The 16,274-nt window shown below is 66.7% G+C and carries 11 protein-coding genes and 1 tRNA gene; 2 read left to right on the top strand and 10 right to left on the bottom strand.

Annotated features, from left to right (window positions below; translation table 11 throughout):
• Positions 1–45: 45 nt before the first annotated feature.
• The 5 genes from GTA51_RS14155 to GTA51_RS21415 form a co-directional block, all read right to left on the bottom strand.
• Entirely contained in the window at positions 46–8,223 is an 8,178-nt protein-coding gene (locus GTA51_RS14155; protein WP_160962142.1) for a beta strand repeat-containing protein, read from the bottom strand.
• Positions 8,224–8,669: 446 nt separating this feature from the next.
• Positions 8,670–9,032, bottom strand: coding sequence for a hypothetical protein (locus tag GTA51_RS14160; protein ID WP_160962144.1), 363 nt, complete (start codon positions 9,030–9,032; stop codon positions 8,670–8,672).
• Between the two features lie 144 nt (positions 9,033–9,176).
• Positions 9,177–9,485 (bottom strand): Dabb family protein, encoded by a 309-nt coding sequence (locus GTA51_RS14165; RefSeq protein ID WP_160962146.1) that lies wholly within the window; start codon positions 9,483–9,485, stop codon positions 9,177–9,179.
• A gap of 81 nt (positions 9,486–9,566) precedes the next feature.
• Positions 9,567–10,886: a hypothetical protein gene (locus GTA51_RS14170; protein ID WP_160962148.1), complete on the bottom strand. Its 1,320-nt coding sequence runs from the start codon at positions 10,884–10,886 to the stop codon at positions 9,567–9,569.
• 523 nt (positions 10,887–11,409) lie between these two features.
• A complete protein-coding gene (locus GTA51_RS21415) occupies positions 11,410–11,613 on the bottom strand; it encodes a Fic family protein (RefSeq protein WP_160962150.1) in 204 nt (67 codons plus the stop codon).
• A 92-nt stretch (positions 11,614–11,705) separates the two neighbouring features.
• Between GTA51_RS21415 and GTA51_RS14180 the strand changes: the two genes are divergently transcribed.
• Complete coding sequence (locus tag GTA51_RS14180) at positions 11,706–12,011, top strand: hypothetical protein (RefSeq protein ID WP_160962152.1); 306 nt, start codon at positions 11,706–11,708, stop codon at positions 12,009–12,011.
• A gap of 232 nt (positions 12,012–12,243) precedes the next feature.
• On the opposite strand, the gene GTA51_RS14185 is transcribed toward GTA51_RS14180, so the two are convergent.
• A tRNA-Phe gene (locus GTA51_RS14185) sits at positions 12,244–12,319 on the bottom strand.
• 145 nt (positions 12,320–12,464) lie between these two features.
• On the opposite strand from GTA51_RS14185, the gene GTA51_RS14190 reads away from it, so the two are divergent.
• Positions 12,465–12,899, top strand: coding sequence for a hypothetical protein (locus GTA51_RS14190; protein WP_160962154.1), 435 nt, complete (start codon positions 12,465–12,467; stop codon positions 12,897–12,899).
• Positions 12,900–12,923: 24 nt separating this feature from the next.
• On the opposite strand, the gene GTA51_RS14195 is transcribed toward GTA51_RS14190, so the two are convergent.
• The 4 genes from GTA51_RS14195 to trmD form a co-directional block, all read right to left on the bottom strand.
• Complete coding sequence (locus GTA51_RS14195; protein ID WP_160962156.1) at positions 12,924–13,325, bottom strand: YraN family protein; 402 nt, start codon at positions 13,323–13,325, stop codon at positions 12,924–12,926.
• Positions 13,326–13,553: 228 nt separating this feature from the next.
• The gene (gene rnhB / locus GTA51_RS14200; protein WP_160962158.1) at positions 13,554–14,186 is read right to left on the bottom strand and encodes a ribonuclease HII; all 633 of its coding nucleotides are present in this window, start codon (positions 14,184–14,186) and stop codon (positions 13,554–13,556) included.
• Positions 14,187–14,290: 104 nt separating this feature from the next.
• On the bottom strand, positions 14,291–14,641 hold the full coding sequence (gene rplS / locus GTA51_RS14205; protein WP_160962160.1) for a 50S ribosomal protein L19: 351 nt from the start codon (positions 14,639–14,641) through the stop codon (positions 14,291–14,293).
• Positions 14,642–14,718: 77 nt separating this feature from the next.
• The gene (gene trmD / locus GTA51_RS14210) at positions 14,719–15,996 is read right to left on the bottom strand and encodes a tRNA (guanosine(37)-N1)-methyltransferase TrmD (protein ID WP_160962162.1); all 1,278 of its coding nucleotides are present in this window, start codon (positions 15,994–15,996) and stop codon (positions 14,719–14,721) included.
• Positions 15,997–16,274 lie beyond the last annotated feature (278 nt).

Genomic DNA, 16,274 nt, shown 5'->3' on the forward strand with positions numbered 1-16,274 from the left:
GAGCGGCGTTTTGGCCGCCTGCTGTTTGTCACCGCTGCCAGCCTACTAGGCCAGGGCGCTGGCCAGCGCAGCCAGTTGTTGCGGAGTCATACCGGCCAATTGCGTCGTTGTAAACGCGTCGATCTGGCGACCGGTCAGGGCCTCAAGGCCTGTCGTGGACAGCGCGGCGATGCCGGTGGCGGCCAGGGCGGCAATGGTCGTTGTGGTCAGGCCGCCGAACTGGTTGGCCGTCAGCGCCGCCATCTGCGTTTGGCCCATGATTCCGATCTGGGTGGCGGTCAGGGCCCCGATCTGGGTGGAACCAAGGGCGCGCAACTGGGTGGAGGTCAGGCTCGTCAGCTCCGTGCCGGTCAGGCTGGCCACCTGGTCGGCGCTTAAGGAGGCAAGCTGGGTGGTGGTCAGGGCCATGGTCTGGGCGGCGTCAAGGGCGCGAATCTGCATCCGGCCCAGGCCGTCGATCTGGGTGGTGGTCAGAGCCGCCACCTGGGTGGTGGACAAGCTGGCAATAGCGGTGGTGGTCAGCGCGCCGACTTGACTTTCGGTCAACCCGGCAAACTGGGTGGCGGTCATCCGGTCGATCTGGCTGACGCTTAAGCCCGCGATGCCGTCTGCCGAGAGTGCGCCGATCTGGGCGGACGAAAGGGTGTCGAACTGGCTGGCGGTCAGGGAGGCTACCTGGGCGGCGGTCAAGCCGCTCATGGCCGTGGTCGTCAACAGCTTGACCTGGGCCGTGGTGAGGCTGGCAAGCTGGGTGGCGGACAGGCCGGCGATGCCGGTGGCCGAGAGGCTGGCAAACTGGGTGGTCGTCAGCGCCGCCAGCGCGGTGGTGGTCAGGCCGGCCACGGCGGCCGGGGAAAGGGCGGCAATTTCACTACTGGTCAGGGATGCCAGTTGGGTGGCGGCCAACGAGGCCATCTGGGTCGCGGTCAGACCAGCCACGGCGGTGGTGGACAGGGCCGTTATCTGGGTGGTCGACAGGGCGGCCAGCTGGCTGGCGGTCAAGGCCGCAGCCTGGCCGGAGGTCAGGCCGCCGAGTTCCGTGGCGGTCAGGGCCGCCACCTGGGTCGTGGCCAGCGCGACAACCTGATCGGAGGTCAGGCCGGCAATACCAGTGGCAGACAGACTCGCCACCTGGGTGGTGGTCAGAGCGGCCAACTGGGCCAAGGTCAGGGCACCGACTGCCGTAGCGGTCAGGCCGGCCATCTGGGTCTGGGTCAGGCGGGCCAACTGCGTCGTGGTCAGGCCGGCCACCTGGGTGGTGGTCAGGGCACCGATCTGGCTGGCGGTCAGGGCGGCCGACTGCTTGCTGGTCAGGGCGGCAAATTCCGTCGGCGTCAGACCCGTCACCGCCGTGGTCGCGAGATTGGAGATCTGGGTCGGGGTCAGGGCCGCCAACTGGGTTTCGGCCAACCCGGCAAGCTGGGTCGCGGTCAGGCCGCCGAGCTGGGCAGCGGTCAGGGCGGCCATCCGGGTCGCGGTCAGCGCGCCCATCTGGGTGGCGTCAAGGCTGCCGATCTGGGTGGCGGTCAGGCCGGCCCACTGGGTGGCGGTCAACCCGGCCAGGCGCGTGGCCCCAAGGGCTGCCACCTGGGTGGTGGTCAGCGCGCCCAGTTCGGCGGCGGTCAGGGTGGCGAACTGGGTCGGCGTCAGGGCGGCCAGCTGGGTTTCCGTCAGCCCCGGCACGGCGCTGGCCGACAGGGCCGCCATCTGGGTGGCCGAGAGCGCGGCCAGCTGGGTGGTGGACAGGGCGGCGAGCTGGGTGGCGGTCAGGCCGCCCAGTTCCGTGGTGGTCAGGACGCCCATCTGGGTGACGGTAAGGCCGGCCAGCTGGGTGGTGGTCAGCGCTGCGGCCTGGGTGGCGGTCAGGGCCGCCAACTGCCGGGTGGTCAGGCTGGATAATTGCGTGTCGGTCAGGCCGGCCACGGCAGCCGTACCCAGGGAGGCGATCTGGGTGCTGGAGAGCGCCCCGAGCTGGGTGGTGGCCAGCGCGGCCACGGCGGTGCCGGTCAGGCCGCCCAGTTGGTCGGCGGTCAGGGCGGCCAACTGGGTCTGGCTCAAGGCATTGATCTGGGCCGGGGTCAGGGCGGCCAGTTCGGTGGTGGTCAGCCCCTGGACCTGGGCCGGGGTCAGGCTGGCAATCTGGCCGGCCGAAAGCGCCCCGAGCTGGGTGGCGGACAGGGCACCGATCTGGCGGCTGGTGAGCTGGCGCACCTGGGTGGTGGACAAGGCGGCCAACTGGGTGGCGGTCAGGCCTTCGACGGCCGTGGTGGACAAAGCGGCCATCTGGGTGGCGTTAAAGGCCGCCAGTTGCTCCTGCCCAAGGACCGCGACCTGCGTTTCGGTCAGGCCGGAAATCTCCGTGGTGGTCAGCTGGCCGATCTGCTGCGTGGTCAGGGAACCAAGCTGGGTGGCCGAGAGCGCCCCGAACTGGGTAATGGTCAGGGCGGCCAGTTGCCGGGTGGTCAGCTGGGCCAATTCGGTGGTGGTCAGGCTGGCCACGGCCGTGGTGGACAGGGACGCGATCTGGGTGGTGGAAAGGGCCGCCAGCTGGCTGGCAGACAGGGACGCAATGGCCGTACCGGAGAGCGCGCCGACCTGGGTGGTGGACAGGGCCGCCAACTGGGTGGCGCTCAGGCTCCCGACCTGGGTCGTGGTCAGGGCCGCCAGACTGGTGGCGCTTAAGGCATTAAGCTGGGTGGCGGCCAGGCTGTCGATCTGGGCCGGGGTCAGGGCCGCCGTCTGGCTGGCGCTTAAGCTGCCAAGCTGGGTGGCGGTCAGGGCCGCGATCTGGGTCGGGGTCAGGCCGGCGATGCTGGTCGGCGTGAAGCCGTCCAGGCCCGCCACCGACAGGGCTGCCAACTGGCCGGGGGTCAGGGCGGCAAGCTGGGTCGCAGACAGGGCCGCCACCTGGGTGTCAGCCAGGCCGCTCATCTGATCGCTGCGCAAAGCCGCCATCTGGGTGGTGCTCAGGGCGGCCATCTGCCCTTCTGTCAAAGCCCCCATCTGGGTGGCGGTCAGCGCGCCAAACTGGGCGCTTGTCAGCGCCGCCAGCTCGGTCACGGTCAGGCCGGCCACGGCCGTGGCCGAGAGGGCTGCAATCTGCCCCGTGGTCAGGGCGGCAAACTGGCTTTCGCCCAGGGCGGCCATCTGGGTGGCGGTCAGCGAGGCCACGGCCGTGGTGGGCAGAGCCGCAATCTGGCTGGCGGACAGGGCCGCTATGGCCGTGCTCGTAAGCCCGGCCAGGGCCGTCCCGGACAGGGCCGCCATCTGGGTGGTGGACAGCGCGGCCAGCTGGGTGGCGGTTAGGGCCGCGGCCTGGCTCTCGGTCAGGCCCCGAATCTGCCCGGCGGTCAGGGCGGCCCACTGGGTCGTGCCCAGGGACGCGATCTGGCCGGTGGACAGGGCGCTTATCTGGCTGGCGGTCAGGGCGGCCAACTGCTGGGTGGACAGGCCGGCCAGGGCCGTGGCCGTCAGGCCGCTTATGGCCGTGGTGGACAGGGCGGCCAGTTGGGTCGTGGACAAGGCGGCGATCCGGGTCGCCGGCATGGCGGCGAGTTGGGTCGCGGTCAGGCTGGCGGCCTCGGCAGCGGACAGCGCGGCCAACTGGGTGGCAGACAGGGCCGCCAACTGGGTGGCGGAAAGGTCGCCGATCTGGGTGGCGCTCAAGCTTTTGATCTGGGTCGGGGTCAGGGCCGCCAACTGGGTCGTGGTCAGGACCGCGATCTGGCTGTCGGAGAGGGCACCAATTTCCGTGGTGGTCAAGGCTGCCACCTGGCTCGGGGACAGCGCCGCCGTCTGGCTGGTGGTCAACCCGGCCACGGCCGTGGCGGTCAGGGCCGCGATCTGGGTTGTGGCAAGACTTGCCAACTGGGTCAGGGACAAGGCTCCGATCTGGGCTCCGTCGAGGCCGGCCAGGGCCGTGACGGTCAGGGCGGCCAGTTGGCTAGCGCCAAGGGCCGACACCTGGCTGGGGGCCAGACCGCCCAGTTGCGTGGCTTGCAGGCTCGCGAGCTGGCTGGTGGACAAACCGGCCATCTGGGTCGCCGTCAATCCGCGCAGCGCCGTGGCAGACAGCGCCGCCATCTGCGTCTGGGTCAGGGCAGCCAACTGGGTCGGGGCCAACAGGCCGATTTCCGTGGCGCTTAAGCCCGCCACGGCCGTGGCGGTCAGGGAGGAAATCTGGCTGGCGCTTAAAGCGGCCAACTGGGTTTCGGACAGGGCGGCCACCACCGTGCTGGTCAGGCCCTTGACCTGGGTGGTGGTCAGGACGGCCAGTTGCTCCGGTGTCATCCCGGCCAGGGCCGTGGCGGTCAGGGCGGCAAACTGGACAGCGGTCAGGGAGGCCAGTTCGGTCACGGCCAGCTCAGCCATGTCCTCGCCGGTCAGGCCCCGTATCTGGGCGGCGGTCAGGGCGGCCAACTGGCCGGTGGAGAGCGCCCCCATCTGGGTTGCGTTCAGGGCGCTTATACCCGTGCTGCTGATGCTGCGGATCTGCGTGGTATTGAGGGCCGCAATCTGCGTCGTCTCCAGGGCGGCCAGGGCCGTGGCGGAAAGAGCGCCCACCTGGGCGGTGGTCAGGCCGCGCAACTGGGCGGCGGAAAGGCTGGCCAACTGCGTGGCCTCCAGGCCCGTCATGGCCGTGGCCGAGATGGTCGCGAGCTGGGTCGGGGTCAGGGCGGCCAGCTGGGTGGTGGAAAGCGCGCCAAGGGCGGTTGCCGTCAGGCTTTTTAATGCCGTGGCGGAAAGTGCGGCCACCTGGGCGGCGGAAAGGGCCGCAATCTGGCTGGCGTCAAGGCTGCCGGCCGCCGTGGTGCCGATTCCCCGCAACTGGGTGGCGGTCAGCGCGGCCAGTTGCTGGGCAGAGAGGCCATCCAGAGCCGTGGCGGTCAGGGCACCCACCTGGGTGGAGGTCAGCGCCGCCAGCTCCGTCAGGGTCAGTTCCGCGACGTCGGTGCTGGTCAGGCCGGAAATCTGGGTGTTGGTCAGCGCGGCCAGTTGCGTGGCGCTCAGAGCGGCCATCTGGGTCATGGTCAGGGCGCTTACCGCCGTGCTGGACAGGCTTTTCATCTGCCGCGTGGTCAGGGCGGCCAACTGGGTGACGGCCAGGGCCTCGGCGGCGGTGGCGGTCAGGTTCGCCAGCTGGGCGGCCGAAAGCCCGGCCAACTGGGCAACGCTTAAACCGGCCAGCAGCGTCGGGCTGGCGTCGTTTAACGCGGTGGTGTTTAACGCCGCAATCTGGTTGGCCGACAGCGCCGCCAACTGGGTGTCGGACAAGGCGGCCAGGGCTGTTGCCCCCAGGCCGGCCAGGGCAGTGGCGGTCAGGGCGGCGATTTGGCCTGTGCCCAGAGCTGCCAGGGCCGTAGTGGTCAGGGCGGCGGCCTGGGCAGCGGTCAGGCCCTGGAGCTGGGTGACGCTCAGGCTGGCGACCTGGGTGGCGGTCAGGGCAGCCACGGCCGTGCTGCCAAGGCCCGCGAGCTGGGTCTTGGAAAAAGCGGCCAGTTCGGTTGTGCTCAATTCACTGATGTCGTCTTCGGTCAGGCCCCGCAGTTGGGCGGCGGTCAGGGCGGCCAACTGGGTGGCGGACAGGGCGGCCATCTGGGTGGCGGCCAGGGCGCTTACCGCCGTGCTGGACAACCCCCGAATCTGGGTGGCGGAGAGGGCCGCCAGTTGTTCGGTGCTAAGGGCAGCCACGGCCGTGCCCGACAGCGCGCCGATCTGGGCCGCCGTCAGACGGGCAACCTGGGTGGCGGCGAGGCAGGCGGCCTGGGTTTCGCTCAAGGTGCGCAGCTGCGTGACGGTCAAAGCCGAAATTTGCGTGGTGGACAGCACAGCCAACTGGCTCGGAGTCAGGGCGGCGATCTGGACAGGGGAAAGCCCGGCGATGGCTGTTGCGGACAGCGACGGCAAAACCCCGAGAACCAGGGCGGCAAGCTGGGTCTCGCTTAACGCCCCGATGGCGGCGCTGCCCAGAGCCCGCATCTGCGTGGTGGTCAGGGCTGCCAACTGCTCTTCGGTCAATCCCTGGGCACCCGTGGCGGTCAGGGCGGCAATCTGGGTCGCTGTCAGGGCACCGAGCATGGTCACGGTCAGTTCACTGACGTCTGCACTGCCAAGGCCCCTGATCTGGGTGGTGGTCAGGGCCGCCAACTGGGTGGTGGACAGGGCGGAGAGCTGGGTGACGGTCAACTGGCTCAGGGCCGCGCTGCCAAGGCCCCGTATCTGGGTGATGGTCAGGGCGGCCAACTGGTCAGGGCGCAACGCCTCGACGGCGGTCAGGTTGAGCCCCGCGAGCTGGGTGGCGGTCAGGGCGCGCTGCTGGGTGGCGGTCAGGGCCGCAATCTGGGTTTCGTTGATGCCGGCCACCTGGGCGGCGGTGAGGGAAGCCATCTGGGTGGCGGTCAGGGCCGCAAACTGGGTGGCGGTCAGGCCGCTTATGCTGGCACTGGACAGCCCCTGGATCTGGGTGGGGGTCAAGGCGGCAAGCTGGTCGGCCGTCAGCGCCCCGAGCTGGGTGTCGGCCAGGGCGGCCACGGCGGCCTTGGTCAAGCCCTTGAGCTGACCGGCGGTCAGGGCGGCAAGCTGGGTTTCGGTGAAGCCGGCCACGGACGCAGCAGACAGGGCGGAAAGCTGCGTCGAGGTCAAGGCGGCCAGTCCGGCCAGCGACAGGTCGCCAAGGTCGGTGCTGGTCAGGCTCTTGAGCTGGGTGGTGGTCAGGGCGGCGACCTGGGCGGTGGTCAGTCCGTTAAACTGGGTGGCGCTGAGCTGGCTGACCGAGGCGGCATTGAGCCCTTTGATCTGGGTGGTGGTCAAAACGGCCAGTTCCGTGGCGGTCAGGGCGGCAACGGCCGTCGTGGTCAGGGCGCTGAGCTGGCTTGCGGACAGGGCCGCGACCTGGGTCGTGGCCAAGAGCGGCATCTGGTCTGCCGTCAATCCCTTGATCTGGGCAACGGTCAGACACTTGATCTGGTTGGTGGTCAGGGCCGCCAATTGGGTCTGGCTGAGGGAGCCGATGCTCGCGGCGGTCAACCCGGTCAGGGCGGTGGTGGTCAAGGCGGCCATCTGCGTAGGGGACAGTGCTGCGACCTGGGTCGCCGTCAGGGCCTGGGTGATGGCAATGGTCAACCCGGCAACCTGGGTGGTGGTCAGGGCGGCGAGCTGGTCCTCGCTAAAGCCCTTGGCGGCGGCGAAAGTCAGCGCCGCGATTTGCGTTGCGGCCAGGACCGCCAACCCGGTCAGGGTGATATCGCCGACATCCGCCGCGGTCAGGCCCTTTATCTGGGCAATGGTCAACGCCGCCACTTGCTCCGTCGTCAGGGCGGCAGTCTGGGCCTGGCCCAGACTGCTGATCCAGGTCGCGCCGACCGCCTGGATCTGGGTGGTGGAAAGCGAAGTAAGCTGCTCGGCGCTCAGGGCGCTTAAGGCCGCAACGGTCAGCGCCCCGAGTTGCGTCCCGGACAGGCTGGCGAGCTGGGTGGTGGTCAGCCCCGGAATCTGATCGCCCGTCAGGCCCCGCATCTGGGCGGTGGACAGCGCCGCCAACTGGGTGGCGGCCAGGCTGGCCAACTGGCTCTCGGTCAGGGCGCTGATCGAGGCGACGTTTAACCCCTTCATCTGGGCAACGGTCAGAGCGGATATCTGGGTCGGCTGGAGTTGCTTCACCTGGGTCGCGCTCAAGCCGCTGATCTGGGCGGCGCTTAAGGCCGCAAGTTGCGTCAGGCCCAGGCTGGCAAGCTGCTCCTCGCTCAATCCTTTGATCTGGGCGACGGTTAAAGCCGCCATCTGCGTCGGCGCAAGGGCGGCCGTCTGCTCGCTGGAAAAAGCCGCTATCCTGGCGCTGGGAATACCTCTGATCTGGGCGGCGCTCAGGGCGCCTATCTGCGTCGGAGCCAGGGCGGCGAGCTGCTCGCTGGAAAAAGCCGCCATATGGGCAATGGTCAGGCCTTGGATCTGGGTGGTGGACAACGCCTGGATCTGGGTCGTGGTCAGGTTGGCAATCTGCGCTTGCGTCAGTTCGCCGATGTCGGCGCTGGTCAGGCCGGCCAGTTGGGTGGTGCTCAAGGCGGCAATTTCGTCCGCACTGAAAACCGCGATCTGGGTCTTGGTCAGGGCGGAAAACTGGGCCGCGCTGAAATAGACGAGCTGATCAATGGTCAAAGCGGCGGCCTGGGCCGTTGTCAGGGCTGCCACCTGGGTCGTGGCCAGGGCCTGGACCTGTGACCCCATCAGTGTCGCAAAGTCTGCCGCCTGCAAGCTGCGAAGGGCAGTGGTCGTCAGGCTCGCAAGAGCTTCCGGGCTGTATGATGCAACTGTGGCGGCAAGCACGATGGCGACCCCCTTGCGGCTTATGTGGCGGTAATCTCGCGCTTCCCCGACCGATCCGGCAGCCGGCCGGGGTGTCTCCAGGCCTTTTCTCGGCGGCCTGCCCGGTCGGGACGAACAGGAAAAAATTTCCCCATTCGCTCCGCGCTACCGTGATAAGGCAATATGTACGCCAACATTCGCCAGTCATTGGGGGAAAGTGGAATAATCATAACAATCCGGCCGAGGGGACGAAAAGAAAAGCCGCGCCCCGGCCCGGTCGGGCCGGCAGGCGCGGCAATGGCGTCACAGACGGGGGGGCAGGGCGTGGCCGGCGGCGTGTTACCGCCCGCTGCCCTCCCCCGCTGCGTTTAAATCGACGTGTCGGCCCGCGCCACCGCTTCCAACCAGCGCAACAGCATCTGCCCCAGGCGGTCGAACAGCCAGGCAAGGGCGCAAAGGATGCCCGTAAACGCAAGCAGCGGGAGCCTTATACAAAAAATATAGACGGTGTTGAGCACGATGTAGTGCGGCGGCAGCAGATATTCGTAGGCACCCGGGTACAGCCCGGCGAGGCTGCTGTCCGGCAGCGCGCCGTGGCGGATGAGTCCATACAGCGAGAAGCCGACGCACAGGATGAGGGCGAGCCCGAGCCCGCCCAGGAGGCACACCCTGGCGGCAAGAAGCAGTGTCCCGAGGACGGCGCTGGTGAAGCGGAGCATGGAGCGCAGCATAACGGCAAATGCCGGCCAGGGCCAGGGGGACGCTGGCGCAAAGACGGTGGCGCCGTGACGCTGGCGCGGCCGAAACGGCGCACGCCAGCGGTCGGCACCGGGCGCGTATCCCCTCGCCCGATGCCGCCGAAAGGACCACCCGGCCTAGGACTCGAAATCCACCACCCGGCGTTCTGACACAATCTTCTTCACAAATTCAACGACTTCGAGGTGCAAGGGATGGCCGGCGTAGGCGCTTAGGTCTTCCTTGGAGGCAAAGGTCGTGTAGAGCACGATGTCGGTCGGCGGCACGGAGGCGAACAGTTCCTGGCCAACGGCGACCCGCATGTCCAGCACCTGCGGCAGCTTGGCCGGCAGGGCCAGGAGGCGGGCCTTCATTTCCGCCGCATTGGCGGCCTTGTCGTTGCCTTCGGCCGTGTCTTTGAGGGTCCACATGACGATATGCGTGATCATACCAGTCTCTCCTTGTTCGTTTGCGCCATCCTAGCCGGATTGCGGCCGGGAAGCCAGGGCTGCCGGCCGGGGCCGCTGCCCTTATTGGTTGCCGGGGAGCAGGCGCAGCCGGATAGAGTCCCGCAAGAGGCGTTGCTCGTCCGGCTCAATGTCCGCCGGGAGCCGGGCCTTTTCGCAATAAACCCCGGCTGCGCCGCACTGTCCGGCCAGATCCAGCCGGTCCACGGGACGGGCGCTCACAAGTTGCGCCGCCCAGGACTCCTGAGGGTCCCATTGCAGCTCGCGCACCTGGGGCTGCCAGAAATCCCCGGGCGTGAGCACCAGGGCCTGGGCAACAACCAGGACCAGACTGACGGCCAGGGCGGCCCGGCCAGCCCACCCCCAGCCCACCCGTTTGAGCCAGACCAGCCCGCAGGCCACCAAACACAGCACCAGGGGGAAATAATACCAGGAGAATCGGGCCTCTTCACATTGATAAAAAAAGAGCAGCCCGACCAAAAGCCCTGTTGCGGCCGCCAGAAAGCGGCTGGCTGGAGAAAACACCCGGCAGCGCCATCGCAGCGCGGCCGTAGCCAGGACCAGAAACACCGGCCCCAGGGAGCCGAAATACCAGGCCCAGACGTTGGCGTAAAAGCCGGCCATGTCCAGGGAGAGGCGCAACAACGGAAATTGGACGGGCACATGTTCGTGGGGGATGGCCCCATGCCACAGGGCCAGGAGGAGCCCGCCCAAACCGATCACGACGGTTGTGCAAAAGACCCGCGACCAGCCGGATCGGCCGGCCAGCCGGTCATGCACCCACGACAGGCAGGCTCCGGTTAAAAACGGCAGGATGCCATAGAGTTGCGTCAGGCCAGCCAGCAGCCCTGCCGCTGCGCCAGCCCGAAACCAGCGTTCGTCGTCCGTGAGAAACCATTCGAGCAAGAGCCGCGTGGAGACAAGCATGGCGGCAATGGCCACGGGATCGGCCAGGATGATACTCTGGAAAAAGACGTAGGGCGACACAGCGGCCAGGACAAAAAGGGCCGCCTGGCCTGCGCCCGAAAGGCCGAGCCGCCGCCAGATGGACACTAACATGGCCAAAGACACGCCCTGGGCCAGACACAGTACCCCCACCACCACCAGGCCGCTGGACCCAAGGCAGGCGTCCAGGGCCGTCACCAGCACGAAGACCGGTGATCGCAAACAGAGCAAGGGCGGGCCAGCCACGCCCTGCACCAGGGCGCGCAGATAGAGGCCTTCGAGAACCCAGTCAAAACCGTCGTACTCGATGCCTGGATAGCTCGACACCAGCCCCGGCCCGATGAGCCGGGCCAGGAGCAGAAACTGGATGAGGGCGGCCACCGCCGCCGCAGCCAGGCCAAGGCGGCGGGCGGTGAAAATGGTCCTGGGGGCAAGCAAGCGTTATTCTCCCGAAACGGCATCGAGACCGGTGCCGGACGATGGGCGGCATCCTGCCATCGGCCTGGCCGCTCGAGCAAGCGTCCAGGTGCAGCCAATACGCCGGTGTGCAGAATTTTATACCAGCCACGGTCCACGGCTTGGGCGGCGGCCCGGGCCTGGGGACCATTTCGGGGCAGCCAGGGCCAGCCCCACACGGCAAAATGTGGCGGAATCGCTCAATCGCCGGCAGAGCAAGCCCCACCAAAATGAAAAAGGCTTTCTGGGAGCCACCCAAAAAGCCTTTTTGCAAAATGTTCGTTCGGAGGAAGGTAATTTCTAGTAAAGCAGGAGTCGTGCCAAAGGTCGGACTGCTCGGGCAGAATAAAATTATCAAACCAATATAATATGTTAGCCCAGGCTTGCCAGCCCTTCCCTTCAAGAAAGCCCCTGCCCCTCGTACAGAATCCTGTACCCATCCGGAAAAGCGCCAAAACCCGGGGCAAGAATTTGTACCCGCCCGGCAGACCTTGGGATGGAGCGGCTATCCGTGTGCTCGCAGCCAACCAGCAAGGGCATCCTGCGTCACCTCACCGTTGCCCAGGCGCTCGAACAGGATGACCCGCTCCGGTCCCGGAGCAGTCATTCTGACGCCGGTGAGCCGCAGAAAAAGCCTGCACACGACGTAGGCCGTCCGCTTGTTGCCGTCCACGAACGGGTGGGCGGGTGGCTGCTTCTTGCGCCGCACGGGTGCCGGGCACGGCCCTCAGATTGTGGCAGAGGTCCGGCGGGAGGGCACGGCAAGGAAGGAACGCGGTCGTACTGGCTGGCGATTAAACGATGGAATCAACCGCCCTTCTTGGTCGCTGCGGGCGCATCGAAGCCGTAGCCGCATACTCCACCGCACCGGGCCACGTCGTTTATATCTTTCTGATCGATAGGGAAAACCCGGCAGGCCTTGGGCCGGCATTTGCCATACACCCGGCACAAATGGTCCCGGGTCAGCATGGGGCAGGCGAGGCTGAAATGACAGCACGTCCCGCACTGCAGGCAATCTCCCTGGCGGACACGCAATTGCCGGGCCACGTAGCCTTTACGAAAATGGACCGCGAAAAGTCGCCTGACCTTACCTATAAAAATGCGTGATTCGTGTCTGATCGTTGCCATTGTCGTTCCTTAAAATTCCGAACAAATTCCCTGTCGTTTTGCTGTGGGTTGGTGGCTCTCTGCCATGCATGCCGGGCGAACCGCCCTTTCCTTCTCTGGGGGCATGGGCTATTTTCGCAGGGATTCATACACCACAATCGCTGCCAAGGGGAGCAAATGAAGCGAAAGAAAAAAGGCCTACAGGGTTTAATCTGTAAGCCTTTGATTTCTATGGTGCCGAGGGACAGAATTGAACTGCCGACACGGGGATTTTCAGTCCCCTGCTCTACCGACTGAGCTACCTCGGCGGCGGCGAGACACGGTAATTATCCAAACCCGCCCCGCTTGGCAACAACTTTTTTGAGGAAATCATGAAAAGAAGCGATTTTGTTTTCTGCCTGATCGGGCTATCAAGCTATCTGCTCGTGCTGTTCTACCTCTAGGAGACCCGCTATGACTGAACTTGCCGCCTTCATTGAATCCTGGACCGATGACCCCAACGGAGTCAAAAGCGCCTTTCTGCGCCTCAAATCCATCCTTGAAAGCCTCCAGGGGGCCACGGTCAACTTCGTTCCCAGGCCGCCCGCCAGCTACAGTCTGCGGGCCGAACCCCATCGCGGCCGCCCCGTCATCGCCATGGTCGATGTGGCCACCCTCGACGGCGAACGCTTCCTGTCCGTGTGCTTTTACGCCGACACCATCACCGACCCCGAAGAGCGCGGCGACCTCATCCCCGGGGGTCTGCTCTCCCAGGACGGCTATTGCTTCGACCTCGACTCCGGCGACGCCGACGGCGTCAGCTACGTCGAAGCCCGCATCCTCGAAGCGGCCAACGCCTTTTCCCTGCCCGAAGACGGCCTGGACACCGAAGTCGACGAAGACGACTAGCCCGCCCGGACGCGCCGCCGCCCGCTACCACGGCTGATACAGGCCGCTGCCCGGGCCCGCGTCCTCCACCGAAAACGCATCCGGCATATGGGTGGCCGTCAGGCGTCCCGTAAGACGCACGACGGCCACCACATCGAAACGGCACGGCTGGTCCCACAGACCGCCTTCAGACAGATACGCCGAGGCCGCCTTAATGATCTTGCGGCGCTTGGCCGGTGTCACGGCCTCGTCGGGCCGGGCCAGACTGCCGGCCTGGCGCGCCTTGACCTCGACAAAGACCAGCACCCCGCCATCGCGGCAGATCAAATCCACTTCACCACCGCGCGTGCGGTAGTTGCGGGCAAGGATCACAAAGCCCTTGGCCGCCAGCAGGGCTTCGGCGCAGGCCTCGCCCTCCTGACCAAATTCCAAATGTTTGGCAGCCACACGCAATCCCTGCTAGTTGGTTCGTCTCCTGCCCCGGGACAGCCGCCGGAGCAGCGGTGGTTCGCGTCAAGCGCAACCGCTGGCTGTCCAGACTAGTAGCCAGCCAGTTTACCCGCCAACGTCCATAACCCCTTGAAAAACTTCTCCCGTTGGGGGGTCCGGGGGGATCATCCCCCCGGCCGCCGGAGGCACTCTTCTGCCTTCTCTCCTGCGTCCCTTACGCCCAACCTACACCCCGGGCAGGCCGAGTTGGCGGGGGGTTTTGTCGGGCAGCACACCCCGAAAGGTCAAGCGGTGGATAGGGCATGGTCCCAGGGCGCGAAGGGCCGCCAGATGGGCGGCCACGCCGTAGCCTTTGTGGGCGGCGAAGCCGTAGCCGGGATAGCGGCGGTCGTAGACGTCCAAGAGGCGGTCGCGGCTGGTCTTGGCCAGGATGGACGCGGCCGAGATGGCCGGCACGGTCAGATCGCCGCCAATGATGGCTTCCTGGTCCAGGACGCCGACGAGCCGGCCCAGGCGGGCGTCGGGGATGATCTTGTTGCCGTCGATGCGGGCCAGGGCCGGCTGTCGGGCCAAATGGGCCAGGGCCTTGGCCATGGCGGCGAAGGTGGCTTGCAAAATATTGATGCGATCAATTTCGCCCGGCCAGACCATGGCCACGGCCCAGGCTATGGCCTGGGTTTTGATGGCCGCAGCCAGGACGGCGCGACGGGGGGCGGTAAGTTTTTTGGAATCGGTCAGACCCGGCAGATCGAAGGCCTCGGGCAGGATGACCGCCCCGGCCACGACCGGTCCGGCCAGACAGCCCCGGCCGGCCTCGTCCACGCCGGCAACGAGCGGCAATGCGGTGGGCAATGTCATGGCGGCACGCCTAAAAAGCCGCGCCTGTCCACGTCCCTAAGGACGCCGGACAGGCCACGGCCACAAAATGAAACCGAACGCGGTTCACGGCGAAGCGCCGCGACCTAATCCCAGGCGGTCTTGGTCTTGATACGGGCAGCCTTGCCGCGCAGGGCGCGCAGGTAGTACAGACGGCTGCGGCGGACCTTGCCCTGGGACACCACTTCCACCCGCTCGATAAACGGCGAGTGCATGGGGAACACGCGCTCGACGCCGACGCCGTCGGACACCTTGCGCACGGTGAAGGTGGAGTTGACGCCACCCTTGCGCAGCCGCAGAACGGCACCCTGGAAGACCTGGATGCGTTCTTTTTCACCTTCGATGATGCGCAGATGCACCTTGATGGTGTCGCCGGGACGGAAAACCGGCAGGTCCATACGCAGCTGTTCGCGTTCAATTTTCTCGATCACGTTCATGACGCTTTCTCCTCGGATAAAGCCGCCGGACGCCCTGCGCCCCCGGCCTTGGAATGTCGTTGTCGCAGCCCGCGCGCCTACATGGCGTCGCCAAGCAGCCTGTCGGTGAGGATGCCGGCAGCAGCCCGCACCGAAAGATGGTTGTAGTCCGAAAACGGCCGGATCGCCGGCAAAACCCCGTCGGCCCGCGCCAGCACTGCATCGGCCAGCCCGTGCCCGGTGCCCAGGACCAGCAGCGCCGGACGCGCCGCAATCAATTCCCGCGCCGCCGCAAAGGACAGCGTGGCCGGTCCCTTGGCACTGGTGGCGATCAGGGCAGCCGGGCACCCATGATCGGCCGAAACAGCCGCCAGAGCCGCATCCAGGCTCTCGTGGAGCCGCACCAGGGACAGGGCCTCGGCCCGGTCCGGGTTGGACCGCGAGCCCGGTCCGGTGCACCAATGGTCCACGATGCGCCCGGCCAGGGTCAACTGGTCGCGCAGTGGGGACACCACTTCAAACCCACCCAGACCATAGGTACGGGAAACGCGCGCTATATCGTGTACGTCGAGGTTTGTCAAAGACACTGTGCCCACAGAGCCGTCCTTGAGCAGCACCGGCCCGTGCACCAACCCCAGATGGAGATTGCGGCCCGGCCGGGTGCGCGGGGCGGCCCGCAAAAAAGCGGCGTCATCGGGCGACAGCGGTGTCGTATCAAACAAATCCGGCCGTCGGGCCAGGGTTGTTTCCAGGGCGCGCTGCCGCCGCCAGGCCGCTATGGTGGCGTGGTTGCCGCCGAGCAGCACCGGCGGCACGGGCAGTCCCTCAAAAACTTCCGGCCGGGTGAAATGCGGATATTCAAGCAGTCCGGCAGAAAAGCTTTCTTCGTCGGCCGAGGCGTCCTTGCCCATAAAGCCCGGCACCAGCCGGGCCACGGCCTCCATGAGGCAGGCAGCGGCGGATTCCCCGCCCGAAAGCACAAAATCGCCCACCGACACCGGGGTGATGTCGAAAAGATCGAACAGCCGGGCGTCGATGCCTTCGTAGCGGCCGCATAAGAGTGTCACGGCTTCTTCGCCGGCCAATTCGGCTGCCATGCGCTGATCAAGAGGCCGGCCGGCCGGCGAGAGCATGCAGATCTTTCCCGGACGCGGCAGACTGCGCAGAGCCGCTGTCATCGACGGCAGCCCCATGACCATGCCCGGCCCGCCGCCGTAGGGCCGATCATCCACGGTATGGTGGCGGTCGGTGGCGAAATCGCGCGGGTTAACCCGGGAAACAGCCACGACACCCGCCTCCACGGCCTTGGCCATAAGCCCGCAGGAGAGGAAGGAATCGAAGAATTCCGGGAAGATGGTCACCACGGTAAACTGCATGCTGATCCTGTCGAAAAAACGTCACGCGCCCGGTCTGTCGGTACAGCGGCACGCGCTTTTGGCGCTTTGACGCGCGTTCGCGCCGAGCACGAAAAAACTGTGGTCAACGCTCCCAACATATGAGGGGCCGGGCAATCGCGCGGGTTGCCCCCGTCGTCGCCCTGTCCCCGTGCAGAAAATCCAGCCCGGCTCCTGGACAGCGGCCAACTGCCCCACCCCACCCCCAAGCGGGGGGTCCGGGGGGATCATCCCCCCGGCGGGTCCAGGGCAGAGCCCTG

It is taken from the genome of Solidesulfovibrio aerotolerans (genome assembly GCF_009856865.1).
GTDB lineage: Bacteria > Desulfobacterota > Desulfovibrionia > Desulfovibrionales > Desulfovibrionaceae > Solidesulfovibrio > Solidesulfovibrio aerotolerans.

Excerpts from the sequence above, each read along its gene's own strand:
- GTA51_RS14155 (WP_160962142.1), bottom strand. The coding sequence starts at position 8,223 with ATGGGGTCACAGGTCCAGGCCCTGGCCACGACCCAGGTGGCAGCCCTG.
- GTA51_RS14160 (WP_160962144.1), bottom strand. The coding sequence starts at position 9,032 with ATGCTGCGCTCCATGCTCCGCTTCACCAGCGCCGTCCTCGGGACACTG.
- GTA51_RS14165 (WP_160962146.1), bottom strand. The coding sequence starts at position 9,485 with ATGATCACGCATATCGTCATGTGGACCCTCAAAGACACGGCCGAAGGC.
- GTA51_RS14180 (WP_160962152.1), top strand. The coding sequence starts at position 11,706 with ATGGAATCAACCGCCCTTCTTGGTCGCTGCGGGCGCATCGAAGCCGTA.
- GTA51_RS14190 (WP_160962154.1), top strand. The coding sequence starts at position 12,465 with ATGACTGAACTTGCCGCCTTCATTGAATCCTGGACCGATGACCCCAAC.
- rnhB (WP_160962158.1), bottom strand. The coding sequence starts at position 14,186 with ATGACATTGCCCACCGCATTGCCGCTCGTTGCCGGCGTGGACGAGGCC.
- rplS (WP_160962160.1), bottom strand. The coding sequence starts at position 14,641 with ATGAACGTGATCGAGAAAATTGAACGCGAACAGCTGCGTATGGACCTG.
- trmD (WP_160962162.1), bottom strand. The coding sequence starts at position 15,996 with ATGCAGTTTACCGTGGTGACCATCTTCCCGGAATTCTTCGATTCCTTC.